The 25,095-nt window shown below is 63.6% G+C and carries 21 protein-coding genes; 6 read left to right on the top strand and 15 right to left on the bottom strand.

Annotated features, from left to right (window positions below; translation table 11 throughout):
* Positions 1–91 precede the first annotated feature (91 nt).
* A complete protein-coding gene (locus M2S36_RS10705) occupies positions 92–1,351 on the top strand; it encodes a response regulator (protein WP_233688050.1) in 1,260 nt (419 codons plus the stop codon).
* Positions 1,352–1,437: 86 nt separating this feature from the next.
* Here the strand turns inward: M2S36_RS10705 and M2S36_RS10700 are convergent, their stop codons facing one another.
* Complete coding sequence (locus tag M2S36_RS10700; protein WP_233688051.1) at positions 1,438–2,466, bottom strand: GGDEF domain-containing protein; 1,029 nt, start codon at positions 2,464–2,466, stop codon at positions 1,438–1,440.
* Positions 2,467–2,566: 100 nt separating this feature from the next.
* Entirely contained in the window at positions 2,567–3,751 is a 1,185-nt protein-coding gene (gene desA / locus M2S36_RS10695) for a delta-9 fatty acid desaturase DesA (RefSeq protein ID WP_207833094.1), read from the bottom strand.
* A gap of 146 nt (positions 3,752–3,897) precedes the next feature.
* Here desA and dibA point away from each other — a divergent pair, with 146 nt between their 5' ends.
* The gene (gene dibA / locus M2S36_RS10690) at positions 3,898–5,793 is read left to right on the top strand and encodes a phosphodiesterase DibA (RefSeq protein ID WP_233688053.1); all 1,896 of its coding nucleotides are present in this window, start codon (positions 3,898–3,900) and stop codon (positions 5,791–5,793) included.
* 92 nt (positions 5,794–5,885) lie between these two features.
* Here the strand turns inward: dibA and M2S36_RS10685 are convergent, their stop codons facing one another.
* The 9 genes from M2S36_RS10685 to tcyJ all read right to left on the bottom strand — a co-directional run bounded on the left by M2S36_RS10685 (position 5,886) and on the right by tcyJ (position 14,920).
* Positions 5,886–6,530, bottom strand: coding sequence for a methionine ABC transporter permease (locus M2S36_RS10685; RefSeq protein ID WP_008096606.1), 645 nt, complete (start codon positions 6,528–6,530; stop codon positions 5,886–5,888).
* Positions 6,520–7,629 carry a methionine ABC transporter ATP-binding protein gene (locus M2S36_RS10680; RefSeq protein ID WP_333957148.1) on the bottom strand — a complete coding sequence of 370 codons (1,110 nt, stop codon included), beginning with the start codon at positions 7,627–7,629 and terminating at the stop codon, positions 6,520–6,522. The genes M2S36_RS10685 and M2S36_RS10680 overlap by 11 nt, the downstream gene beginning before the upstream one ends.
* Before the next feature lies 1 nt (position 7,630).
* Positions 7,631–8,431 carry a MetQ/NlpA family ABC transporter substrate-binding protein gene (locus M2S36_RS10675; RefSeq protein WP_063914440.1) on the bottom strand — a complete coding sequence of 267 codons (801 nt, stop codon included), beginning with the start codon at positions 8,429–8,431 and terminating at the stop codon, positions 7,631–7,633.
* Positions 8,424–9,809 (bottom strand): LLM class flavin-dependent oxidoreductase, encoded by a 1,386-nt coding sequence (locus M2S36_RS10670; RefSeq protein WP_207833102.1) that lies wholly within the window; start codon positions 9,807–9,809, stop codon positions 8,424–8,426. Before M2S36_RS10670 ends, M2S36_RS10675 begins: the two co-directional genes overlap by 8 nt.
* The gene (locus M2S36_RS10665) at positions 9,809–10,990 is read right to left on the bottom strand and encodes an SfnB family sulfur acquisition oxidoreductase (RefSeq protein WP_207833104.1); all 1,182 of its coding nucleotides are present in this window, start codon (positions 10,988–10,990) and stop codon (positions 9,809–9,811) included. The genes M2S36_RS10670 and M2S36_RS10665 overlap by 1 nt, the downstream gene beginning before the upstream one ends.
* Positions 10,991–11,131: 141 nt before the next feature.
* Positions 11,132–12,373, bottom strand: a complete 1,242-nt coding sequence (locus M2S36_RS10660) for an SfnB family sulfur acquisition oxidoreductase (protein ID WP_333957147.1) — start codon at positions 12,371–12,373, stop codon at positions 11,132–11,134.
* Positions 12,374–12,699: 326 nt separating this feature from the next.
* Positions 12,700–13,458, bottom strand: a complete 759-nt coding sequence (tcyN, locus tag M2S36_RS10655; protein ID WP_063914444.1) for an L-cystine ABC transporter ATP-binding protein TcyN — start codon at positions 13,456–13,458, stop codon at positions 12,700–12,702.
* A gap of 2 nt (positions 13,459–13,460) precedes the next feature.
* Complete coding sequence (gene tcyL, locus M2S36_RS10650) at positions 13,461–14,129, bottom strand: cystine ABC transporter permease (RefSeq protein WP_063914445.1); 669 nt, start codon at positions 14,127–14,129, stop codon at positions 13,461–13,463.
* Positions 14,126–14,920 carry a cystine ABC transporter substrate-binding protein gene (gene tcyJ / locus M2S36_RS10645; RefSeq protein ID WP_063914446.1) on the bottom strand — a complete coding sequence of 265 codons (795 nt, stop codon included), beginning with the start codon at positions 14,918–14,920 and terminating at the stop codon, positions 14,126–14,128. The genes tcyL and tcyJ overlap by 4 nt, the downstream gene beginning before the upstream one ends.
* Positions 14,921–15,311: 391 nt before the next feature.
* Between tcyJ and epsC the strand changes: the two genes are divergently transcribed.
* Entirely contained in the window at positions 15,312–16,244 is a 933-nt protein-coding gene (epsC, locus tag M2S36_RS10640) for a serine O-acetyltransferase EpsC (protein ID WP_207833108.1), read from the top strand.
* Between the two features lie 332 nt (positions 16,245–16,576).
* Positions 16,577–18,538, top strand: coding sequence for a choline transporter BetT (gene betT / locus M2S36_RS10635; RefSeq protein ID WP_207833172.1), 1,962 nt, complete (start codon positions 16,577–16,579; stop codon positions 18,536–18,538).
* A 126-nt stretch (positions 18,539–18,664) separates the two neighbouring features.
* Here the strand turns inward: betT and tauD are convergent, their stop codons facing one another.
* Genes tauD through tauA form a run of 4 tightly spaced genes read right to left on the bottom strand, consistent with a single transcriptional unit; the run spans position 18,665 to position 22,170 of the window.
* Entirely contained in the window at positions 18,665–19,498 is an 834-nt protein-coding gene (tauD, locus tag M2S36_RS10630; RefSeq protein ID WP_207833112.1) for a taurine dioxygenase, read from the bottom strand.
* Between the two features lie 48 nt (positions 19,499–19,546).
* Positions 19,547–20,386 (bottom strand): taurine ABC transporter permease TauC, encoded by an 840-nt coding sequence (gene tauC, locus M2S36_RS10625; RefSeq protein WP_233688056.1) that lies wholly within the window; start codon positions 20,384–20,386, stop codon positions 19,547–19,549.
* Complete coding sequence (gene tauB / locus M2S36_RS10620) at positions 20,383–21,171, bottom strand: taurine ABC transporter ATP-binding subunit (RefSeq protein ID WP_023660883.1); 789 nt, start codon at positions 21,169–21,171, stop codon at positions 20,383–20,385. The genes tauC and tauB overlap by 4 nt, the downstream gene beginning before the upstream one ends.
* A gap of 27 nt (positions 21,172–21,198) precedes the next feature.
* Positions 21,199–22,170, bottom strand: coding sequence for a taurine ABC transporter substrate-binding protein (gene tauA / locus M2S36_RS10615; RefSeq protein ID WP_063914450.1), 972 nt, complete (start codon positions 22,168–22,170; stop codon positions 21,199–21,201).
* Positions 22,171–22,709: 539 nt separating this feature from the next.
* Between tauA and M2S36_RS10610 the strand changes: the two genes are divergently transcribed.
* Together M2S36_RS10610 and M2S36_RS10605 are read left to right on the top strand one after the other, a co-directional pair.
* On the top strand, positions 22,710–24,050 hold the full coding sequence (locus M2S36_RS10610) for an OprD family porin (protein ID WP_063914451.1): 1,341 nt from the start codon (positions 22,710–22,712) through the stop codon (positions 24,048–24,050).
* 167 nt (positions 24,051–24,217) lie between these two features.
* The gene (locus M2S36_RS10605; protein WP_015268594.1) at positions 24,218–24,856 is read left to right on the top strand and encodes a peroxiredoxin; all 639 of its coding nucleotides are present in this window, start codon (positions 24,218–24,220) and stop codon (positions 24,854–24,856) included.
* Positions 24,857–25,095 lie beyond the last annotated feature (239 nt).

Below are 25,095 nucleotides of genomic sequence, written 5' to 3'. Positions count from 1 at the left end.
GCCCAGACATCCCACCTGGCGCTATCGTTGTGGCAGGACTCGCTTAGGAAGCTGCGACGGACTGCGTGTCAGGGAATTTCAGGAGTTGGCGATGAGCGCTGCAAACCCCACCCCACCAAGCGTGCTGATTGTCGAAGGCGACCCCTGGGTACGTGACATGCTCAGCGAAATGCTGCTCAGCGTGCGCTGTGATGCCCGCCTGCAGGTCTGCGCCGACGGTTCGCAGGCGCTCAGTGCCTTGTCCAGCAAACCCGACCTGATCATCGCCGCCCGCGAGCTGCCCGGCGTCGATGGCCTCGACCTGCTGCGCAAGGTGCGCGCCAAAGGCTCGGGTTTGCCGTTCATCCTCATGAGCAACCGCAGTGACAGCGCCAGTGTGCGCGAGGCGCTGCCCCTGCACCCCACGGCCTACCTGAGCAAGCCGCTTGACCTGGATAACCTGCGCAAGCGTCTGGAAGAGCTGCTGCTGGCGGTTGGCGAAGAGATCGCTTGCCCGGCACCGGCCTTGCAACCAGGTGCCAGCCTGCCGGCCTATCTGGAACAGCGCCGAGCCAGCGCCGATGGTGGGCCGCTGCTGGCCGATGTGCAGGTGGCGATCAAGCGCGCGCTCAACCCCCACGGCCTGAACCTGAGGGTGCTCGAAGAGGAAGTGCAGGAGGACCCGCAGATCACCGCCGTCCTGATCGCTGCGGCCAACAGCGCAGCGCTGCACCGCGAAGTACCGGTGCAGACGTTGTTGCAGGCCCTGAACAAGCTTGGCAGCACCCAGAGCATGAACCTGATCCTGGGCATGACCCTCAAGCGCAGCGCACGCCTCAGCGACCCGCTGCTGGCCGAGCATGCGGCCCGTTACTGGGACCTTTCGCTGCACGCTGCCGAATATGGGCGGACCTTGGCGCGCATGCTTGAACTGGATGAGGGGCGTTGCTACTGCGCAGGACTGCTGCATTGCCTGGGCGACCTGGCGGTGCTGCGCTGCTTGCAGGAATGGCGACTGGCCGGGGGCGAACTGGATGAGGACCAGGTTCAGCTGTCGCTCAACGAGTTTGGCGCTGCGTTTGGCTCGGCGTTGCGTACGCGTTGGCGGCTACCGCTGGGATTGCGCGAGTTGATCGCGGCGATCTACCAGTTGGGCGGCGGGGTTTACTCGCGGGAGATCCTGGCCATGAACCTGGCCGGGCAGCTGTCGCGGCTGCCGGCTGGGCAGGGGCTGGAGAAGGTGGCCAGCAGCAAGACCGCGCGCCTGCTCAAGCTTGGCCTGCCGGAGCTGAGCCGGTTGCGTAAGGTGGAGAACCCGGAGGTGAAGCCGCAGGAAGAGCCGCCGCTAGCCGAGGCCGAGGTTTCCAGCTGAGATCCAGGGGCTGCTTTGCAGCCCTTTCGCGCCACAAGGCCGCTCCCACAGGGACCGTACAGGCCAGCAAGTACTGTGTAAGGCAGTCAGCCGCGGACGATCTGGTTCTTGCCCTGTCGCTTGGCCTGGTACATCGCCGCATCGGCCCGGGCATACAGGGTGTCCAGCGCCACATCCTCGTCAGTCAGGCCGGTCACCCCTTGGCTCACCGTCACTCCGTAAGTCTGCTCCCCATGGCTGAAGCTCAGCCGCTGGATCTGCCGTTGCAAGCGCTCGGCAATCTGTTCCGCCACCTGGGCAGTGCAGCCCGGGAACACAGCCGCGAACTCCTCGCCACCAATGCGCCCGAACAGGTCACCACGCCGTAGCACGGCCTTGCCGCTATCGGCGATTTGCTGCAACACCTGGTCGCCTTCCTGGTGACCGTAGCTGTCGTTGATGCGCTTGAAGTCGTCGATGTCCAGCAGCAGGAAGGCCAGTGGCGTACCGTCTTCGCGGGCGCTGTCGAAGGCTTGCTGGGCGCACTCGAAGAAGTGACGGCGGTTGCTGCTCTGGGTCAGCACGTCGGTGGTGGCCAGGCGCTGCAGTTCGCCTTCGAGCTGCTTCTTCTCGGTGATGTCTTCGGCGATACCGACGATGATCACCCGGTCACCATCGCGTTGCTGGTTGATGTAGCACTTGTCGCTCAGCCAGCGCAGCTGGCCGTCGGCATTGAGGATGCGGTACTCGCGGTCTTCCACCGAACCCTTCAGCAGTACCTGGGCCAGGCTGCGCTCGGCGAACTCCAGGTCGTCTGGGTAAATGCTGTCGCGCCACTCGTTGTAGTCAGCCAGTACCAGGCTGGCCGGGCGACCGAAGATGCGCTCGTAGGCGGGGCTGACGTACAGCACCTGGCGGGTTTCCCAGTCGAAGGCCCACAGCACAGCGTTGACGCTGTCGAGCAGGGAGCTGAACAGCTGCTCGCGCTCGCTCAGGCGGGCAACCTCGCCCTGGGCGTGGAGCAGCGCAAGCAAGGTCTGGGCGGCCTCCGGAGGGGGGGTGCCAGGCAGTGTCGTTGGAATGTTCTTGGCCATGTGCACGGAGCGGGTCTCGGCGTGTAAGCGTGCGGCCAGCATCTGGCCCGCCACGCGGGCGATGTGCCGAGTTTGAGTGTAAACGAAGGGGCGAAGTTCCGGGCGGCACGCCCCGCCAAGGGGGCGTGCCGATCAACGGCGGTCAGGCGGCGGTCGGGCGCAGGGAGTAGGTCTTCAGTTGTGCCGCGAAGTCGCGCAGGGCTTGGATGCCGCTGGTTTCGGCCTCGTGTACCCAGTCCTTCATGGCGGCCAGCATGTCGTGGCCGTTGGCGCTGGTGCGCGCCCAGATCTGCTGCAGGGCCAGGCGTTTTTCGTAGATGGTCTTCAGCGCCTGGCTGTGGGCGAGCATCGACTCGATGCGCACATGATGACGGTCTTCCAGCAGGCTGGTCTCGCGTGACAACAGGCGCTTGGCGCGGCGGAAGTGGTGGCGCAGCGAGGCATCGACGCGGGCCAGCTCCTGCTTGACCAGCGGCCCGATCACCAGCTTGCGGTACTGGGCCATGATCTGGAAGCGGTTGTTGAGGATCGCCATGGCAGTGTCCATGTCCAGGCTTGCCTTGCCGGCCACCCGGTGGGCGATGGGGGCCACGCGCTGCACCTTGGCCAGGCGCAGCAGGCAGAACAGGCGGATCCACGCCCAACCCATGTCGAACTCCCAGCGCTTGACCGACAGTTTGGCCGAGTTGGGGTAGGTGTGGTGGTTGTTGTGCAGCTCTTCACCACCGATGACGATGCCCCACGGCACCAGGTTGGTGGCGGCGTCGCGGCACTCGAAGTTGCGGTAGCCGAGGGCGTGGCCCAGGCCGTTGACCACGCCGGCGGCCCAGAACGGAATCCACATCATCTGCACCGCCCAGATAGTGATGCCGATGGTGCCGAACAGCAGCAGGTCGATCACCGCCATCAGTGCGATGCCGCCCAGCTTGTAGCGCGAGTAGAGGTTGCGCTCGATCCAGTCGTCCGGGCAGTTCTTGCCGTAGATGCGCAGGGTTTCGGGGTTGCGTGCCTCTTCCCGGTAAAGCTCGGCGCCTTTGCGCAGCACCGTGCCCAGGCCCTTGTACAGCGGGCTGTGCGGATCATCGGGGGTTTCGCATTTGGCATGGTGCTTGCGGTGCACGGCGGTCCATTCGCGGGTGTTCTGTGCCGTGGTCAGCCACAGCCAGAAACGGAAGAAGTGCTTGAGCGCGCCATTGAGTTCCAGGGCCCGGTGCGCGGAGTAGCGGTGCAGGTAGACCGTGACGCTGACGATGGTCACGTGGGTCATCAACAGGGTGATGCCGACCAGTTGCCAGGCCGACAAGTCGAGCAGGCCGTTGTACCACATAGGTGTAAATACCCTCGGAATGCAGGAGGAGGGGCTGATTATCCCTTGGGCGGGAAATAAATACAGTCACCCGTTCAGATAGGAGGTCACGACATGTTTCAGCCTTTATAATGCCCCATCACTTTCTATGGGCAATTGCACCCGACATGTCTGTTTCCGTTCGCGACGCCTTGCGCATGGCTGCGCTGTATGTGGTGCTCTCGATCCTCTGGCTGACGCTGGCCGAGGTGGTGCTGCGCGGCATGACTGACGACCCTCTGGCTCTGAATGTGGGCCGGCAGATCAACGTGGTGGTCTGGGTGCTGTTCAGTGCCTTGCTGATCTATGTGTCGCGGGTGCGCCTGCTCAATTTCATCGGCCGTGGCGCGCGTTTGCGTTGCGAAGACCGCGAACGGCTGCGTATGGCTGCCGCCGTGTTCGACAGCACCCTCGAGGGCGTGCTGGTGACCGACCGCCAGGGCCTGATCGTGCACGTCAACCGTGCCTTCATGCGTATTACCGGCTATCAGCAGGACGAGGTCATCGGCCAGCGCCCGAGCAAGTTCAAATCGGGCCGCCATGGCCTGGCGTTCTATCAGCAGATCTTCGCCACCCTGGCGGAAAGCGGCGAGTGGAGCGGTGAAATCTGGAACCGGCGCAAGAGCGGCGAAATCTACCCACAGTGGCAGACCATTTGTGCCATTCACGACGACGAAGGTGAGCTCAGCCATTACGTGGCAGTGTTCAGCGACATCAGCGCGATCAAGCATTCGGAACAGGAACTGGCCTACCTGGCCCACCACGACCCGCTGACCGGTCTGCCCAACCGCCTGCTGTTCACGGACCGGGTCGAGCAGGCCCTGGCCGCAGCCCAGGCCAACAAGCGCGGTTGTGCCCTGCTGTTACTGGACCTGGACCACTTTCAGAGTATCAACGACGGCCTTGGCCACACCATCGGCGACCAGTTGCTGAAGCTGGTCGGCGAGCGCCTGGGTGAAGTGCTGGGCAGCGGCGTGACTCTGGCGCGTCTGGGGGGCGACGAATATGGCGTGCTGGCGGAGAACTGCCAGGAGGTCGGCCAGGCGGGCAAGCTGGCGCAGGGCATCATCGAGCGCATGCGCGAGCCATTTCTGTTCGACGGCAACCGCCTGTTCATCAGTGTCAGCGCAGGCATCAGCCTGTTCCCAAGCGATGCCTTGAGTGCCGAGCAGTTGCTGCGCAACGCCGACTCGGCTTTGTACAAGGCCAAGAGCAGCGGGCGAGCCTGCTATGCGTTGTACACCGAAGAGCTGACTGCCCACGCCCAGCACCGGGTCGAAACTGCCGGCGAGCTGCGCCGGGCCCTGGAGCAGGACGAGCTGCGAGTGTTCTACCAGCCGGTGCACGACCTGGCGACCGGCCGCCAGGTCGGCGTCGAGGCCTTGGTGCGTTGGCAGCACCCCCAGCGCGGCCTGGTACCGCCAGGTGAATTCATCCCGATTGCCGAGCGCACCGGGCTTATTGCCGAGATCGACACCTGGGTATTGCGCCAGGCGTGTCGGCAGATGGTGCAATGGCAGGGCGAAGGCCGGCAGCTGGCCTTTGTGGCGGTGAACATTTCCAGCCGCCTGTTTGGCCAGCACGAGTTGTACCAGCAGGTGGCTGAAGCGCTGCACGACACCGGCCTGGCCCCGGCCTTGCTGGAGCTGGAGGTGACAGAGAGCGCGGTGATGGAAGACCCGGACGTGGCGCTGGAGCAGTTGCATCGCCTGCGTGAACTGGGGGTGACCCTGGCCATCGACGACTTCGGCACCGGGTATTCATCGTTGTTGCGTCTAAAGCGCTTGCCGGTGCAGAAGCTGAAGATCGACCAGGGCTTCGTTGCCGGGTTGCCGCTGGATGAGGACGACATCGCGATCGTCCGGGTGATCATCGCCCTGGCCCGCAGCATGGGCATGCAGGTGCATGCCGAGGGCATCGAGCAGGCAGAGCAGGCCAGCTTCCTGCTGCAGGAGCTGTGTCAGCTGGGGCAGGGCTACTGGTTCGGGCGACCGGTGCCTGCCGGGGATCTTCGCTGGGGTTGAAGGCCCCTTCGCGGGATGCCCGCTCCCACAGGGATATCGTTGTATTCAAACCTTGTGCAGTACCTGTGGGAGCGGGCGTGCCCGCGAAGAATTCAACGCTTGTTCAGGCCTTTCGCCAACCGGTCGCCACCGAGCTGGATCAACGCCACCAACGCCACCAGCATGGCAATCACGGTCAGCATGATCTGGCTGTCGAAGCGCTGGTAGCCATAGCGGTAGGCGATATCCCCCAGGCCCCCGGCACCGATCGCTCCGGCCATGGCCGAGGAATTGATCAGGGTCACCAGGGTAATGGTGAAGCCCCCCACGATCCCTGGCAGCGCCTCGGGCAGCAGCACATGCCAGACGATGTGCCAGCGCCGGCAGCCCATGGCTTGCGCAGCTTCCACCAGGCCGTGGTCGACTTCACGCAGGCTGACCTCGGCAATCCGCGCGAAGAACGGCGTGGCGGCAATGGTCAGCGGTACCACCGCCGCCCACACGCCGTAGGTGGTGCCCACCACCAGGCGGGTAAAGGGGATCAGCGCGACCATCAGGATCAGGAACGGGATCGAGCGGAACAGGTTGACGAAGGCGCCCAGCACCCGGTTCAGCAGCGGTGCCTCGAAGATCCCACCCTTGTCGCTGGTGACCAGCAGCACCGCCATCGGTACCCCCACCAGCAGGGCGATCAGCGACGACACGCCGACCATCAGCAGGGTATCGAGCAAACCTTCCAGCAGGCGATCAAACCACATGGCCCAGTACCTCCACGTCCTCGGCCCAGCGGCGGGCGCGTTCCAGCAATTGATGGGGGTCGTGCGGCGAGTGCTGCACCGACAGGATCAGCTGCCCGAGGGCATGCTCACCAATGGTTTCCACACCGCCCTGCAGCAGGCGCACGCGGCCACCAAGGTCGTTGAACAGGGCAGACAGTTCGGGCTCGCCGAGCAGGGTCAGCCTCAGCACCACGGCACTGTCGCGGCTCGCCGGGCTGGCCCGCAGGCTGGCTTGCAGCGCGGCTGGCAACCTGGCTTGCAACGGCGCGAGCAAGGTGCGGGTGACCTCGTGGCGTGGTGAGCCAAACACCCGCCAGACCTCGCCCTGCTCGACCACTTCTCCGCGTTCCAGCACCACCACCCGGTGGCAGATATCGCGGATTACCGCCATCTCGTGGGTGATCAGCACAATGGTCAGGCCCAGGCGCTGGTTGATGTCGCGCAGCAGTTCGAGAATGGAAGCGGTGGTTTCCGGGTCCAGCGCCGAGGTGGCCTCGTCGCACAGCAGAATCTCGGGGTCATGCACCAGCGCCCGGGCAATGCCCACGCGCTGCTTCTGCCCGCCGGACAGCTGCGCCGGGTAAACGTGGTGCTTTTCCTGCAGGCCGACCAGTTCCAGCAGTTGGCGTACCTTGCGCTGGCGTTCGGCCTTGGCCACGCCGGCCACCTTCAGGGGCAGCTCGACGTTCTGCCATACGGTCTTGGCCGACATCAGGTTGAAGTGCTGGAAGATCATGCCGATGCGCCGGCGCAGGGCCACCAGGTGGTCCTCGTCAAAGGGTGCGATGTCCACCTGGTCGATCAGCACCCGGCCCTGGCTGGGTTGTTCCAGGCGGTTGATGGTGCGCAGCAATGATGACTTGCCGGCGCCGCTGCGGCCGATGATGCCGAAGATCTCGCCACGGCGGATGTTCAGGTCGATGCCTTGCAAGGCCGGTTGCGCCTGGCCCGGGTAGGTCTTGCCCAGGCCGATGAAGCGCACGTGGGCTTCATTGACCTCCGGGCGCAGGGCCTGCTCCCTGGCCGTTAACGGCAGTGGTTGTAAGGTGGGCGCCCGGAGCGCGCTGGCCTGGCTCATGTCAGCCCTCCCAACCGGCCTGGTAAAGCTTGCCGTGGGCTTTGTCCAGGGCTGCGCGCACCGCTGGCGAGTGCTGGTAGATGTCGACGAACCTGGCCAGGCGCGGATCGTCCTTGCTTTGCGGGCGAATGACGAACTGGATCACGTACTCCTTGTTCTCCAGGCCGTCGAACAGCAGGGCCGAGCCTGCGTCGAAGCTGTTGGCCAGGCGGATGTAGGCCGGGTAGCCCTGCACCAGGTCGGCGTCGTCATAGGCACGTACCAGCTGCACGGCCTCCACCTGAAGAATTTTCAGCTTTTTCGGGTTGGCGACGATGTCGTCCTCGGTGGCCTTGTAGCCGACCCCCGGCTTGAGGGTGATCAGCCCGGCCTTGGCCAGCAACTGCAGGCCACGGCCGCTGTTGATCGGGTCGTTGGCGATGGCCACGCTGGCGCCTTCGGGCAGGTCGGCGAAGCTTTTGTACTTTTTCGAGTACAGGCCGACGTTGTTGATGATGCCCGGGGCGTAGGGCACCAGGTTGAAGCCCGCCGCCGCCTTGGCGTTTTCCAGGAACGGGATGTGCTGGAAGTAGTTCACGTCGATGTCGCCGCTGTTGAGGCTGACATTGGGCGCGATCCAGTCGCTGAACTCGACCAGCTTCACTTCCAGGCCTTGCTTGTGCGCTTCTTCCACTGCGGCTTCCAGCGGGATGGCAAATGCGGCGGTGGTGCCGATCTTCAGCGGTTCGGCAGCCAGGGCGCTGGCGGACAGGCCGAGGGTGAGGGCAATGGCCGCGACGGGCCGGAACAGTTTATCAAGCATGGTGCAGGGCTCCAGTCGGGGTAGAGGTATAGCGGTAAGCCGAGCCAGGGTGGTCGGCAGGCAGGTGCGGGTGGTCGGCCTGGAACAGTTTTTCGCGCAGGGTGCCTTCGGCGTAGGCGGTCTTGTAGCGGCCACGCTGTTGCAACTGCGGGATGACCAGGTCGATGAAGTCCTCGAAGCTTTCCGGGGTAACGGTGCGGGTCAGGTTGAAACCGTCCAGACCGGTTTCATCGATCCAGGCGATCAGCTGCTCGGCCACCTGTTCGGGCGCGCCGACCAGGGTCACGTAGCGGCCACCCAGGGCGTGCTGCTGCAGCAGGCGCCGGCGGGTCCAGGCGTTGTCCTGCAACTGGCGCGTGGCGGACTGGATGGCGTTGCCCTGGCTGAAGGCAATCGGCTCGTCCAGCGCGTAGGCGGCGAAGTCGATGCCGGTGGACGCGGCGAAGTGCGCGACCCCGGCCTCGGCGCTGGCGTGGCGCAGGTACTCGGCGTGCCTGGCCTGGGCCTGCTGCTCGGTGGCGGCGACGATCACCGTGATGCCCATGAACACCTTGACCGCCTGCGGGTCACGGCCAGCGGCCTGGGCGGCGGCGCGCACCTTGTCGACCTGGGCACGGGTGGCGGCCTTGTCCTGGCCACTGATGAACACGCATTCGGCATGGTTGCCGGCGAAGGCCAGACCACGCTGCGAGCTGCCGGCCTGGAACAGTACCGGGGTACGCTGCGGCGAGGGTTCGCACAGGTGGTAGCCGTCGACCTTGTAGAACTCGCCCTGATGGTGGATCTTGCGCACCTTGTCGGGCCTGGCATAGACGCGCTGCTGGCGGTCGGCGACCACGGCATCGTCGGCCCAGCTGCCTTCCAGCAGCTTGTACAGCACCTGCAGGTACTCGTCGGCCTGGTCGTAGCGGCGGTCATGCTCCGGTTGCTGCGCCAGGCCCATGGCCCGGGCGGCGCTGTCGAGGTAGCCGGTGACGATGTTCCAGCCCACCCGGCCATTGCTCAGGTGGTCCAGGGTGGAAAGGCGCCGGGCGAACAGGTACGGCGCCTCATAGGTGAGGTTGGCGGTGAGACCGAAACCCAGGTGGCGGGTGACGGCGGCCATGGCCGAGACCAGCAGCAGCGGGTCGTTGACCGGCAGCTGGATCGACTCCTTGAGGGTGACGTCCAGCGACTGGCCGTAGATGTCGTAGGTGCCGACGATGTCGGCGATGAACAGCCCGTCGAACAGGCCACGCTCCAGCAGGCGTGCCAGGCTGGTCCAGTAGTCCAGGGTCTTGTACTGGGTCGAGGTGTCCCGTGGGTGGGTCCACAGGCCGTGGTTGATGTGCCCGACGCAGTTCATGTTGAAGGCATTGAGCAGGATCTGCCTGGCCATCAGATAGTCCCCCGGCGTGGTGGGTTGGCATCGTTGAGGTAGTAGTTGCCGATGGCGTGGTACTTCCAGCGCACCGGGTCGTGCAGGGTGTGCACGCGGGCGTTGCGCCAGTGGCGGTCGAGGTTGTGTTCGGCCAGGGTGGCCTGGCTACCGCCCAGTTCGAACAGGGTGGTGCCGGCTGCGAGGGAAATTTCGGTGCTGATGGCGCGGGCCTCGGCCACCGCGATGGATGCGGCTGCCACGTTGTCGGCAGTGCTGTCGTCGCGGGCACGGTCCAGGTATTCACCGGCACGCTCCAGCAAGGCTTCGGCGGCATGCAGGCGGATCGCCAGGTGGCCGAAACTCTTCAACGTCAGCGGGTCATCGCTGGCTTTGTCCAGGCCGGAGTCGACCCAGGGGCGGCTGCGGGTGCGCACGAAGTGCAGGGCATCATCAAAGGCGGCGCGGGCGATGCCGGTGTCGATGGCAGCATGAAGGATCTGCGCCAGCGGGCCGACCGGGGTGGGGCGTTCGAAGGCGCTCTGGAAGGGCACCACGTCGGCGGCGCTGACGTATACGTTGTCGAACACCACCGAGCCGCTGCCGGTGGTGCGCTGGCCGAAGCCGCTCCAGTCGTCGATCACCTGCAGGCCCTTGCTGTCGGCCGGGACGAAGGCCAGGTGCTGTACGCCATGCTCATCGACCACCGATGTGGGAATGCGCTGGGCGTAGATGGCGCCGGTGGCGTAGAACTTGCGGCCATTGATGCGAAAGCCATCGCCGTCGCGGGTCAGGCGGGTGGTGCGCTCGTTGGCGGTCTTGGTGCCCAGTTCGGCCAGGGCGTTGCCGAAGCGCTTGCCCGCCAGTACTTCGGCGTACAGGCGCTGTTGCTGTTCGGGCGTGCCGTTTACCCGGAGTACTTCCAGGGCGTAGAAATGGTTTTGCGGGATCTGCCCGAGGGAGCCGTCGGCCTGGGCGATGCGGGCGATGACCTTGGCCAGGGTGACGTTGGACACGCCGGCGCCACCGAAGGCCTTGGGCACGCTGATGGCCCACAGGCCGGAGCGGGTGAACAGCTCGAGCTCGGTGTGTGGCAGGCGGCGTTCGCGGTCGCGCAGGGCGCTGTCGCGGCGCAGTTGTTGGGCGACTTCTTCGGCAACGTTCAGGGCTTGGGTGTCGTCGGTAATGATGCTTGTAGTCATGGTGTTCTCCGGGGGCCGCTGCGCGGCCCTTCGCGGGCTCGCCCGCTCCCACAGGTAAAGTGATGCCTGTTCAGGCGGTGGTTATCCTGTGGGAGCGGGCGAGCCCGCGAAGGGCTGCGCAGCAGCCCCAAAGGCAGCAAGTCAGATCCAGGAATGCCGCGCTGGCAAGGTGCCGTTAAGGTGGTAAGCGCCGACCGCGTGGTACTTCCAGCGCACCGGGTCATGCAGGGTGTGCACCCGGGCATTGCGCCAGTGGCGGTCGAGGTTGAACTCGGCGAGGGTGGCGCGGCTGCCGGCCAGCTCGAACAACTTCTCGCTGGCTTGCAGGGCAATCTCGGTAGTCAGCACCTTGGCCTCGGCCACCGCGATCGAGGCCCGCGCCGCGCTTGCTGCATCGATCGGCGCGGCATTGACCTCGTCGAGGACCCGCGCGGCCTTGCGCAGCAGCGCTTCGGCGGCGTGCAGCTCGAGCTTCAGGCGGCCAATGTCGGCGATTACATAGGGGTCGTCGCTGGCGCGGTCGACCTTGGCCTCGATCCATGGCCGGGCCTTTTCGCGCACGAAACTGATGGCATCTTCGATCGCCGCTTCGGCAATGCCGGCATCGATCGCCGCCTGGATCAGCTGCGAGGCCGCGCCCTGGATGTTGGGAGTGTCGCGCTGGCGCCAGTTGTCGATCACCAGGTCGGCATCCACCGGTACCTGGTCGAGCAGTACGGTGCCGCTGGCAGTGGTGCGCTGGCCGAACCCCGACCAGTCATCGACGATGCGCAGCCCCGGGCTGCCCCGGCGTACGAACGCCAGGCGCTGGCGGCCTTCGTCGTCCAGTGCCTTGACCGCCACCCAGTGGGCGAACAGGGCACCGGTGGAATAGAACTTCTCACCGCTGATGCGATAGCTGTCACCGACGCGGGTGATCCTGGCCTTGAGAGTCAGGGTGTCCTTGGTGCCGCGCTCGGGGCCGGCATTGCCGATGCGCCAGCCGTCGAGCACGCTGCGGAAGATTACCGCCTGCTGTGCCTCGGTGGCGGTCAGGCGCAGCAGTTGCAGCATGCCGAACTGGTTCTGCGGGATTTGCCCCAGGGCCGGGTCGGCGGCGCTGATCAGGCGGAACACTTCGGTCACGGTCTCGAACGACACATCGGGGCCACCGTGGGCCTTCGGTACGCTGATGCTGCCCAGGCCGCTGCGGGTGAACAGTTCGATTTCGGCCCATGGCAGCTTGCGTTGCTGGTCGCGGCGGGCTGCCTGCTCGCGGGCGACCTCAGCCAGTTCGCGGGCCGCTTGCAGGGCTTCGGCGTCGTTGCGCAGTACCTTGGCCGGCAGCAGCAGGGGCGAGCTGTCGAGATCGCTGTGGAACTGGGTATTGGCTTGGCTGGACATCAGTACCGCTCCTTGGCTGCACTCAATGCCCTGGCGTTACGCACTGGGGTGATTGTGATCCTGACCATTCCTGACCTCACAAAAAAGTAATGCCGCTACAGCTGATCGCGGCAGATGTGTGCTGGTCCGGTGGTCCGGTATATATACCCTAATGCTTTATAAAAAGTTTATGAACTAACTCTTTGGAATATGTATAGAAGGAGGTATTTGCTCTGGATGTGCCGGCCTCTTCGCGGGCACGCCCGCTCCCACAGGTACAGCACAGATCTTGAAATCGGTGCCCCACCTGTGGGAGCGGGCGTGCCCGCGAGGAGGCCGCAACAGGTTTACTCGGAGGCAGCAGTCCCCAGGAACTTGCGCAGGAACTGCCGGGTACGCTCTTCCTTTGGCGCTGCAAACAGCGCCTTGGCCTCGCCCTGTTCCACGATCACGCCCTTGTCGAAGAAGATCACCCGGTTCGCCACATCCCGGGCAAAGCTCATCTCGTGGGTGACGATGATCATGGTGCGCTTCTCCTCGGCCAGGCCGCGGATGGTCGCCAGCACTTCACCCACCAGTTCGGGGTCCAGCGCCGAGGTCGGCTCGTCGAACAGGATCACCTCCGGCTCCATGGCCAGGGCGCGGGCGATAGCCACCCGTTGCTGCTGGCCACCGGACAGGCGCCGCGGGTAGGCGTCTTCCTTGCCTGCCAGGCCGACCTTGGCCAGCAGGCGCCGGCCCAGTTCGATGGCCTGCTCGCGGGGCGTCTTCTTGACGATCACTGGTCCCTCGATCACGTTTTCCAGAGCGGTGCGGTGAGGGAACAGGTTGAAGTTCTGGAACACGAACCCGGCCTGTTGGCGCAAACGGCGGATCGCACTTTGCTGGCCACCCAGCGGGCGGTTGGCGTCGATGCTGATGTCGCCAATCTGGATCTGCCCGGCATCGGGTGTTTCCAGCAGGTTGAGGCAACGCAGGAAGGTAGTCTTGCCCGAGCCACTGGGGCCGATGATGGCCACCACTTCGCCGGGCTGCACGGTCAGGTCGATACCGTCGAGCACGGTCTGGCCCTTGAACCGCTTGGTCAGGCCTTTGACTTCAATCATGCTCAATGCTCCTGGTCATGCTGGTTGACGCGCGCTTCCATGCGGTTCTGGAAGTGCGCGAGGATGCTGCACAGCACCCAGTAGATGACCGCCACCGCCACGTACATGGTGAACACTTCGAAGGTGCGCGCGGTAATCAGCTGGGCCTGGCGGAACAGCTCGGGCACCTGGATGGTCGCCGCCAGGGCGGTGTCCTTGACCAGCGAGATGAAGCTGTTGCCCAACGGCGGCAGGGCGGTGCGCAAGGCCTGGGGCAGGATCGCCCGGCGCATGGCCTGGACGCGGGTCATGCCGATACTGGCGGCGGCTTCCCACTGGCCGCGGTCGATCGAGGAAATCGCCGCGCGCAGGATCTCGCAGATATAGGCGGCCATGTTCAGCGACAGGCCGATCAGCGAGGCCGGGATCGGGTCGAGCTCGATACCGATCTGCGGCATGCCGAAGTAGATGACGAACAGCTGCACCAGCAGCGGCGTGCCGCGGAAGAACGACACGTAGACCCGCGCCAGCCAGTTCAGCGGCAGAATCTTCGACAAACGCATCAGCGCCAGGGCAAAGCCCAGCAGCAGGCCGAAGAACATGCCGCCAACACTGAGCAGCACTGTATAACCCGCGCCCTTCAGCAGGAAGGGCGTGGAGTCGACAACGAGTTGCAGGCTTTCAGCGATCATTTGGTGACATCGGCACCGAAGTATTTCTCGGACAGCTTGGCCAGCGTGCCGTCAGCCTTGAGCTTGTCCAGCGCCTTGTTGATCGCTGCCAGCAGTTCCGGCTCGCCCTTGCGCAGGGCTACGCCGCTTTCCAGGCGCGAGAAGGCATCGCCGGCCAGTTCGGTGTCCTTGGCTTTCTGTGCGTATTCCAGCGCAGCAAGGCGGTCGATCAGGATGGCGTCGATGCGGCCGTTGCGCAGGTCGGCGAACTTGCTCGGGTCGTCTTCATAGGTGCGCACATCGGCTTGCGGCACGTCCTGCTTGACCCATTGCTCGTAGTTGGTGCCCAGGCCTACGCCGACCTTTTTGCCGGCCAGGTCGGCGGCCTTGTGGATGTTCAGCTGCTCGGCCTTCTTCTTCAGGATCAGCGCCTGGATGCCGGAGATGGTGTAAGGCTCGGAGAAGTCGTACTTCTTCTTGCGCTCTTCGGAAATGGTCACCTGGTTGATCACCACGTCCAGGCGCTTGGATTCCAGTGCGGCGAGGATGCCGTCCCACTTGGTCGGCTGTACCTTGGCCTTTACCCCCAGCTCTTTGGCCAGCAGTTCGGAAAGCTCCACTTCGAAGCCGGTCAGCTTGCCGTTTTCGTCCTGGAAGCTGAACGGTGGGTAGGTGCCTTCGAGGCCGACGTTGATCACGCCTTTTTCCTGGATGGTCTTCAATTGCTCGCCGGCGAAGGCCTGGCTGAGCAGGCCGGCACCCAGCAGGAGTGCCAGGCTGGCGTTGAGTAGCGGTTTGGCGAATTTCGACATGACAGAGCCCCGCGCTTGTTGTGGAAGTAGTGGGTGGCGAATATAGAGTTGGCTGCTTAGGCCAGGAAATACTAAAAAATTATTTTGTTATTTCCTTTTTGGTTTTTGCCAGTTGCTGGCTGCTTTGAGGGTAGGCGAGGTTGCCTGCTCCGTCATCGCGGCTTATGCCTGACTTAGCGCAGGATGGAATAAAGCGTTGTTTTTTCCAAGAGACGGATTTGCCGTAGAGTGGATTACATGTAAGCAGGCCCGGCCCTTGCGCGGGTGAACCCGCCCCCACAGGGACTACACATATCTTGAGCCTTGTGGTGTACCTGTGGGAGCGGGTTTACCCGCGAAGAGGCCTGACCTGCCGATAAAAACAGTTGGCCTCTTCAGGCAGGAGAAAACCGTGAGCGAACAACCTTCATCCGGGCACTGGCAGTTGCAGAGCATCGTCACCGGCCTGCGCGGTGCCCGTGAACAATGGCGTACCCGCAATGGCCGCAGCATTGGCGAGCAGGGCGGGCGTGAGCTGCCTTCGCGCGAGGCGATGCGGCAGATTCTGGAACAACTGTGCGGCGCGCTGTTTCCCATGCGCCTTGGCCCGGTCGACCTGCGCGAAGAAAGCGAAGACTTCTACGTTGGCCATACCTTGGATGCCGCGCTGACTGCCTTGCTGGCCCAGGCCCGCCTGGAGCTGCGCTACGCCGCGCGGCAAAGCAAGGGCGACCTGGCCGGCGTCGATGCCCATGCGCTGAGCCTGGTGCAGGGCTTCGCCGCCGCCCTGCCGGGCCTGCGCGTGCTGCTCGACACCGACGTGCTGGCCGCCTACCACGGCGACCCGGCGGCGCGCAGCGTCGATGAAGTGCTGCTGTGCTACCCGGGCATACTGGCGATCATCCACCACCGCCTGGCGCACCACCTGTACCAGGCCGGCCTGCCGTTGCTGGCGCGGATCAGCTCGGAGCTGGCGCATTCGGCCACGGGGATCGACATTCACCCCGGAGCGCAGATCGGCCCGAGCTTCTTCATCGACCACGGCACCGGCGTGGTGATCGGCGAAACCGCGATCATCGGCGAACGTGTACGCATCTACCAGGCGGTGACCCTGGGCGCCAAGCGCTTCCCCAGCGATGAGTCGGGCACGCTGCACAAGGGCCTGCCACGCCACCCGATCGTCGAGGACGATGTGGTGATCTATGCCGGGGCTACGGTGCTGGGGCGGATTACCATCGGCAAAGGCTCGACCATTGGCGGCAATGTGTGGCTGACCCGCAGTGTGCCGGCCGAGAGCAACATTACCCAGGCCAACCTGCAGCTGGATTGCCAGGACAAGAACTGATCTAGCATCTCTTTAGCCTGTACTGGCCTCTTCGCGGGCTTGCCCGCTCCCACAGGAACCCCACAGATTTTGAATCTTGTGCAGTATCTGTGGGAGCGGGTTTACCCGCGAAAGGGCCAGAACAGGAGGGCACCAATCAGCGCCCCAATTCGCATTGAAATCCGATCCATGTTTAACTTGAACGCTTGTTCAATGAAAAACGCTGGTCCGCTGCCGGTGTTCAACAGGAGGATTCCTTTGCTGAACCCGTTCATTCCGAACCTTACGTCATTCGACGAGGTGCACCCCCAATGAGTGCATCGACCTCTTCACTTGCCAACGGCAAGATCCGCATGAACCCCCCGGTGTTCTATTTCGCGGCAAGTTTCATCCTCATCTTCGGCCTGGTGGTCATTTCCTATCCGCAAGCTGCAGGCGACTGGTTGCTGGCGGCGCAGAACTGGGCGGCCAACACGGTCGGCTGGTACTACATGCTGGCGATGACGCTGTACCTGGTCTTCGTGGTGGTCACCGCCTTGTCCGGCTACGGCAAGATCAAGCTCGGTGCCGACCACGACGAGCCCGAGTTCAGCTACCTGTCGTGGGCCGGCATGCTGTTCGCCGCCGGCATCAGCATCACCTTGTTCTTCTTCTGCGTTTCCGAACCCTTGACCCACATGCTGCAGCCGCCCCAGGGCGAAGCGGGCACGGCCGAGGCCGGGCGCCAGGCGATGCAGATCCTGTTCCTGCACTGGGGCCTGCATGGCTGGGGCGTGTTCGCCTTCGTCGGCATGGCGCTGGCCTACTTCGCCTACCGGCACAACCTGCCGCTGGCCTTGCGTTCGGCGTTGTACCCGCTGATCGGCAAGCGCATCAACGGGCCGATCGGTTATGCGGTGGACGGCTTCGGCATCATCGCCACGGTGTTCGGCCTGGGTGCCGACATGGGCTTTGGCGTGCTGCACCTGAACGCCGGCCTCGACTACCTGTTCGGCATCGACCACAGCCAGTGGGTGCAGGTACTGCTCATCACCCTGATGATGGGCGCGGCGGTGGCCGTGGCCGTCGCCGGGGTGGAGAAGGGCGTGCGGGTGATGAGCGACATCAACCTGTTCCTGGCCTGCGCGCTGTTGCTGTTCGTGTTGTTCGCCGGGCCTACCCAGCACCTGTTCAACACGCTGATCCAGAATCTCGGCGACTACCTGGGGGCCTTGCCGCGCAAGAGCTTCGACGTCTATGCCTACGGCGAGAACCGCGACTGGCTGGGCGGCTGGACGGTGTTCTACTGGGCCTGGTGGATTGCCTGGGCGCCGTTCGTGGGCCTGTTCATCGCCCGCATTTCCCGTGGCCGCACCATCCGCGAGTTCGTCTTTGGCGTGCTGTTGATTCCGCTGGGCTTCACCTTGGCGTGGATGTCGATCTTCGGCAACAGCGCCCTGGACCAGGTCATCAACCACGGCATGACCGCGCTGGGCCAGTCGGCGCTGGATAACCCGTCGATGAGCCTGTACCTGCTGCTGGAGACCTACCCCTGGAGCAAGACGGTGATCGCCGTGACGGTGTTCATCAGTTTCGTGTTCTTCGTCACCTCGGCCGACTCGGGCACCGTGGTGCTGTCGACCTTGTCGGCCAAGGGTGGTGACACCGACGAGGACGGGCCGAACTGGCTGCGCATCTTCTGGGGCGCGATGACGGCGTTGATCACCAGTGCGTTGTTGTTCGCCGGCAGCATCGATTCGCTGAAGTCGGCGGTGGTGCTGACCTCGTTGCCATTCTCGCTGATCTTGCTGTGCATGATGTGGGGGCTGCACAAGGCGTTCTACCTGGAGTCGCAACGGCAGATCGCGCAGATGCATTCGCTGGCCCCGTTCGCCCAGTCACGCCGCGGCCGTGGTGGCTGGCGCCAGCGCCTGAGCCAGGCGGTGCACTTCCCGTCGCGTGATGAGGTGTACCGCTTCATGGACGACGTGGTACGCCCGGCGATTGCCGATGTGCGTGAGGTGTTCGAGCAGAAGGGGTTGGTGCTGATTACCCAGGACGACCCGAGCCACGACAACGTCAGCCTGAAGATTGGCCATGGCGAGGAACAGCCGTTCATTTACCAGGTACAGATGCGTGGTTACTTCACACCATCGTTCGCCCTGGGTGGGCTGGGTACGCAGGAGTTGAAGAACCGCCGTTACTACCGGGCGGAGGTGCACCTGAGCGAAGGCAGCCAGAACTATGACCTGGTGGGCTACAGCAAGGAGCAGATCATCAACGACATCCTCGACCAGTACGAAAGGCACATGCAGTTCCTGCATCTGGTCAGATAGTAACCTGTACCGGCCTCTTCGCGGGTAAACCCGCTCCCACAGGTATAACACTGGCTTCAATACCGGTGCGGTACCTGTGGGAGCGGGTTTACCCGCGAAGAGGCCGGCACTGCTGATGCATCTCTATCAGAAGGGCGCATCCCCGAGGATGGTCGCCCGATGCATCACCCGCCGGTTCGGCCGGTAGTCATCCACGGCAAAATGCTGGGTCACGCGGTTGTCCCAGAAGGCCACGTCATTCTCCTGCCACCGCCAGCGAATACTGAATTCCGGCCGCGTCGCATGGGCGAACAGCAGTTTCAGCAGCGCCTCGCTTTCCAGCTCGCTCAGCTCATTGATGCGCGTGGTAAACCCCTCATTGACGAACAACGCCTTGCGCCCGCTCACCGGATGCGTACGCACCACCGGGTGCGACAGTGGCGGGTTGTTGCGCCGGGTGGCTTCCCAGCGCGCCAGGTCTTCCGGCGTGGTGCCAAAGCGCTCCAGCGGGAACGACTTGGTGAAGTCATGGGTGGCGGTCAGCCCGTCGAGCATCTCGCGCAGCGGCGCCGACAAGGCTTCGAAGGCAGCGATGCCGCTGGCCCACAGGGTGTCGCCACCATAGGCCGGCAACTGCTTGGCGCTGAGCACCGCGCCCAGGGCCGGGGTCGGCAGGAAGGTCACGTCGGTGTGCCATACGGCGTTGTCGCGCACGTCGGTAACCGCTGTGTCGAGGATCAGCACCTGCGGGGTTTCCGGCACATTGGGGTAGATCGGGTGGATGTGCAGGTCGCCGAAGCGGGCGGCAAAACGCGCCTGCTGCTGCGGGTTGATCGGCTGGTCGCGGAAGAACAGCACCTGGTGCTGCAGCAGCGCCTGCTCGATGGCGTCACGTTCTTCGGCGGTGATATCGCGGCTGATGTCCACGCCGCTGATCTGGGCGCCGAGCGCCGGGCTGAGGGGGGTGATGGTCAGGCTCATGTCGGTCTCTTCAATCAGGCGCCAGGCTGCTGGCGTGGTCAACAGGATTCAGTGGCTCTGCCCGTGCCAAGGCACCAGTTTGCGTTGCAGGGCACGCAGGCTCATTTCCAGGGCGAAGGCGATCAGGGCGATCAGCAGAATGCCCAGCACCACCACATCGGTAACCAGGAACTGCGCCGCCGACTGCACCATGAAGCCCAGGCCGCTGGTGGCGGCGATCAGCTCGGCGGCCACCAGGGTCGACCAGCCGACCCCCAGGCCAATGCGGATGCCGGTGAGGATGTCGGGCAGGGCGCTGGGCAGGATCACGTGGCGGATCAGCTGGGCCTTGGTCGCGCCCAGCGACTGCGCGGCACGCAGCTTGGCCGGGTCGACCGTGCGCACGCCGGTGGCAGTGGCAATGGCGATGGGGGCGAAGATCGCCAGGTAGATCAGCAGCACCTTCGACAGCTCGCCGATGCCGCACCAGATGACGATCAGCGGCAAGTAGGCCAGCGGTGGGATCGGCCGGTAAAACTCGATCAGCGGGTCGAGAATGCCGCGGGCCACGCGGTTGTAGCCGATGGCGATGCCCACCGGGATGGCGGTGAGGGTGGCGGCCAGCAGGGCTACGCCGATGCGTCCCAGGCTGGCACCCAGGTGCTGCCACAGGCTGGCATCCATGTAGCCCTGGGTCAGCAGGGTCCCGGCCTTGCTCAGGATATCGGCGGGCGAGGGCAGGAACAGTGGTTCGATCCAGCCGGCCGCGGTCACCAGCCACCAGGCCAACAGCAGGCTGGCCAGGGTCAGGGTGCTGATCCAGCGAGTGGGCAGGGGGCGGCGCAGCTTGGCGGCTGGTCGGTGATGGGCGTTGCGTTTGCCGGTGACCGGCAGGTCCAGGCTGCTCATGCGCGCTCCTGCAGGCTTTGACGTTGAGAGAACACCCGCGCCAGTACATGCTCGCGGGTTTCGATGAAGGCGGGGTCGGATTTGATCGCCCGCGCCGATTCGCCGGCTGCATAGCGTTGGCCGAAGTCCAGTTGCAGGCGCTCCACCACGCGCCCCGGGTTGGGCGCCAGCAGCACCAGCTCGCTGGCGAGGAACACGGCTTCTTCGATGTCGTGGGTAATCAGGAACACCGGCTTGGCGGTGCGCTGCCACACCTGCAGCAACAACTCCTGCATCTGCTCGCGGGTGAAGGCATCGAGTGCGCCAAACGGCTCGTCCATCAGCAGCACCCGTGGGTCGGCTGCCAGCGCCCGGGCCAGGCCCACACGCTGTTTCTGGCCACCGGACAATTGCCATATACGCCGCTCGCCAAACCCGTCGAGGTCGACCAGGGCCAGCATTTCGCGGGCCTTGGCTTCACGCTCGGCGCGTGGCACACCGGCCAGTTCCAGGCCAAAGGCGACGTTGCCCAGCACGTTCTGCCAAGGCAGCAGCGCATCGTCCTGAAACACCACGCCGCGCTCGGCGCCGGGGCCCTGCACGGGTACGCCGTCCAAAGTGATGCGCCCGCCGCTGGGGGCGACGAAGCCAGCGATCAGGTTGAGCAGCGAGGTCTTGCCGCTGCCGGAAGGCCCCAGGGCCACCAGCAGTTGGCGCGGCCCCAGGCTCAGGTTGATATCGGCCAGTACCGGGGTTTCGGCACCGGGGTACTGTGCGCTGATGCGCTCCAGTTCGAGCAAGGCCATGGCAGGCTCCGGTCGGTTTCTACAGGCTTAGTTGGGGAGGTACTGGGCGCTGACGTACGGCGAGTAGTCCGGCAGCACCGCGTCGACCTTGCCTTGCTGCTTGAGGAAGGTGGCCGTGTCGGTCAGCGCCTGGGTGGTCGGTGCGCCCAGTGCGTTGGCCTGGTCGGCGGCCAGCGGGTAGACGTTGCCCTGCAGCAGCACCGGGATGTCGGCAGGCTTGGCGCCCGACAGTTTGGCCAGCTTGCTCACGTTGTCGGGGTTGGCCAGCCAGGCTTGCGGGTTCTTGCGGTAGTCGGCGTAGGCATCGAGGGTGACCTTGGCAAAGGCCTTGACCACGTCGGGGTGCTTGGCGGCGAAGTCCTTGCGCACGATCCAGGCGTCGAAGGTCGGTGCGCCTTTCTTGGCCAGCTCGCCGGAGGTGATCAGCACCTTGCCGTTTTCCTTGGCCACGCCCAGGGCCGGGTCCCAGACATAGGTGGCGTCGATGTCGCCGCGCTTCCAGGCGGCAATGATCGCCGGCGGCGCCAGGTTGAGGATCTGCACCTTGGCCGGGTCGATGTTCCAGCTTTTCAGCGCGGCCAGCAGGCTGTAGTGGCCGGTGGAGACGAACGGCACGGCGACTTTCTTGCCGACCAGGTCTTGCGGCGTCTTGATACTGTCGCGGGCAACCAGGGCTTCACCGGCGCCAATCTGCGTGGCGATCAGGAAGGTCTCGACTGGCAGCTTGCGGGTAGCGGCGGCGGCCAGCGGGCTGGAGCCCAGGTAGCCGATCTGCACATCGCCGCTGGCTACGGCAGTGATCACGTCGGCGCCGTTGTCGAATTTGCGCCAGTCGATGCTGGCCTTGCTGGCTTTTTCGTAGTCGCCATCGACCTGTGCCACCTTGGCCGGGTCGACAGTGGTCTGGTAAGCCACGGTCAGGTCGGCAGCCTGGGCCAACCAGCTGGCGCTGGCGAGGGTCAGGGCGGCGAACAGGCGCAGCGGAGCGTGCGGGATCATGGTGAACCTCTCGTCAGGCAATCGATGTGATGGATGGCGAGAAGGCTAAATGATCTAAGAAAAGTAAAATAAATAACTTTTTTGCATTAGCTTAGGAGCCAATTGCTTTAACGGTGCCGCCTTTATGCGCTCCCACATCGACCGCACAAAGGTTGCAACGTAGGTGATCTTGCGCAATGGCGAAATCACAGACGGCTGCTAGGCTTTTTCGTCCCTATAGAACGATACGGAATTAGGTTATGAGCAAACGTTTGCAAATAACCAATGGTTATTAGAGGCGAGCTGCTGCTAACGAATGGCAGTAACAGTTCCTAACATATTCCGTAAAAATCTTACCAATTCATAAAACGGTCATTTTGGATTTATAGGATTGTCATTATCCTGTAGCGCAGGTGGCGTCTTAGACCAAAGTCGCGAAACGTTTAGAAACGATTGACTTAACGGTCACGCTTTGGGACTAAATCGCCAATCCACGGTGAGCGGGGCAGCAGATCCCACCGCCAGAGATACACAAGAATTAGAACGTAGAGGAGCAAAATATGTACAAGTCCAGCCTGGCCCTGGCCGTGGCACTGGGGGTTCTCGCCCAACAAGCAGGCGCTGCCGGTTTCGTTGAAGACAGCAAACTGTCGCTCAGCTCGCGCACCATGTACTTCAACAACGACAACCGTGAAGACCACGCAAAACCTGGCGCAGAACGTCCAGATCAGCGTGAATCCGGCCAGGGCTTCAAGCTCGACTACCTCTCCGGCTTCACTGAAGGTACCGTTGGCTTTGGTGTTGATGCCCAAGCGCTGTGGGGTATTCACCTGGATGGTGGCGAGGGTTACCACAAGGGTGGTTTCTTCCCGGATGACGGCAAAGGCTCCGCAGCCCAGTGGGCTCGTTTCGGTGCCAACGCCAAGGCTCGCTTCTCGAAGACCGAAGCGCACTTCGGTAGCGCGCTCGCGCCGAACCTGCCGATCCTGGTCTCCAACGATGGTCGTCTGCTGCCGCAGACCTTCGAGGGTGGCACCATCACCTCGAAGGAAATCGACAACCTGACCATCAACGCCGGTCAGCTGACCCACGCCATGGGCCGTGCCTCGAGCAACCGTACCGGCCTGTCCGTAGCGGGCGCTACCGCTGAAAGCAACAAGTTCCGCTACGGCGGCCTGGACTACAAGCTCACTCCAGACCTGACCCTGCAGTACTACTACTCGAACCTGGAAGACTTCTACAAGCAGCACTTCCTGGGTGCTACCCACGTCTTCAAGATTGCTGACGACCAGTCGTTCAAGACCGACCTGCGCTACTTCGATAGCAGCAGCGACGGCAAAAACGGCAACGACAGCACCTACAACTTCAACAACAACGGTGGTTACGCCAAGAACACCGGCGAAATCGACAACAAAACCTGGTCCGCCATGTTCACCTATACCCTGGGTGGCCACGCGCTGATGCTCGGTCACCAGCAGGTTGGCGACGACGGTGGCTTCGTATGGCTGAACCAGGGCAGCCTGGTCAACGACAGCGGTACTTCGGAAGGTGCTGGTGGTTCCAGCTTCTACCTGTTCACCGACAGCATGATCAACCAGTTCGCCCGTGCTGGCGAGAACACCACCTTCGGTCAGTACTCCTACGACTTCGCGGCTCTGGGCGTTCCAGGCCTGAAGGCATCGCTGGCCTACCTGCGTGGTGACGATATCCGCAACAAGTCGGGCAACGGCACCTACAACGAGTGGGAACGTGACGCACGCGTCGACTACACCATTCAGCAAGGCACCTTCAAAGGCCTGGGCTTCAGCCTGCGTCAAGGCGTCTACCGTGGTAGCGGCGAGAGCAGCTCTGACCAGGATCAGGCACGCTTCATCGTGAACTACACTTACGCCTTCATGTAAGTTCCAGCGTTACCAAAAGAGCCTCGCCTAGTGCGAGGCTTTTTTGTACCTGCGATTTAGTATGACCAATGGTTATAAATAAATCAGTATTTATTCTTTTTATTTTTAATCGAATGCAGGCACATTGAACCCACGCAGTACAGAACCCAGCACAGGAGCCGCAGCCCATGAGCCTTAAACTCGGCGATATCGCCCCCGATTTCGAACAGGATTCCAGCGAAGGCAAAATCCGCTTCCACGAGTGGCTGGGCAACAGCTGGGGGGTGTTGTTCTCCCATCCGGCCGACTTCACCCCGGTGTGCACCACCGAGCTGGGGCTGACCGCCAAGCTCAAGGACGATTTCGCCAAACGCGGGGTCAAGGCCATCGCCCTGTCGGTGGACCCGGTCGATTCGCACCACCGCTGGATCGATGACATCAACGAAACCCAGAACACCGTGGTCAACTTCCCGATCATTGCCGACGCCGACCGCAAGGTGTCCGACCTGTACGACCTGATCCACCCGAACGCCAGCGACACCCTGACCGTGCGCTCGCTGTTTGTCATCGACCCGAACAAGAAGGTGCGCCTGACCATCACCTACCCGGCCAGTACCGGGCGCAACTTCAACGAAATCCTGCGGGTGATCGACTCGCTGCAGTTGACCGACAACCACAAGGTCGCCACGCCAGGTAACTGGCAGGACGGTGACGACGTGGTGATCGTGCCCTCGCTGAAGGACGAGGAAGAGATCAGGCAGCGCTTCCCCAAAGGTTACCGGGCGGTCAAACCCTATCTGCGGCTGACCCCGCAGCCTAATCGTTAAAGGATTCCTCGTTGCATTGCTCTTAGCCAAGCAGGGATATTCGGGCCGTTTCGACGGCCCTTTTTTATGCCTGCTGAAACCCGCATGGCCCTCTTCGCGGGTAAACCCGCTCCCACAGCGATAGCGCAGTCTCAGGCCTTGCGCGGTCCCTGTGGGAGCGGGTTCACCCGCGAAAGGGCCGGCACGGGAGATTGATTAAATTGGAATAAACAAATGAAAAAATATGATTTCTAGATATA

Source organism: Pseudomonas sp. SF2 (assembly GCF_036858055.1).
GTDB lineage: Bacteria > Pseudomonadota > Gammaproteobacteria > Pseudomonadales > Pseudomonadaceae > Aquipseudomonas.
The sequence above is the reverse complement of the archived record's forward strand: the minus strand, read 5'-3'. Positions and strand labels throughout refer to the sequence as shown.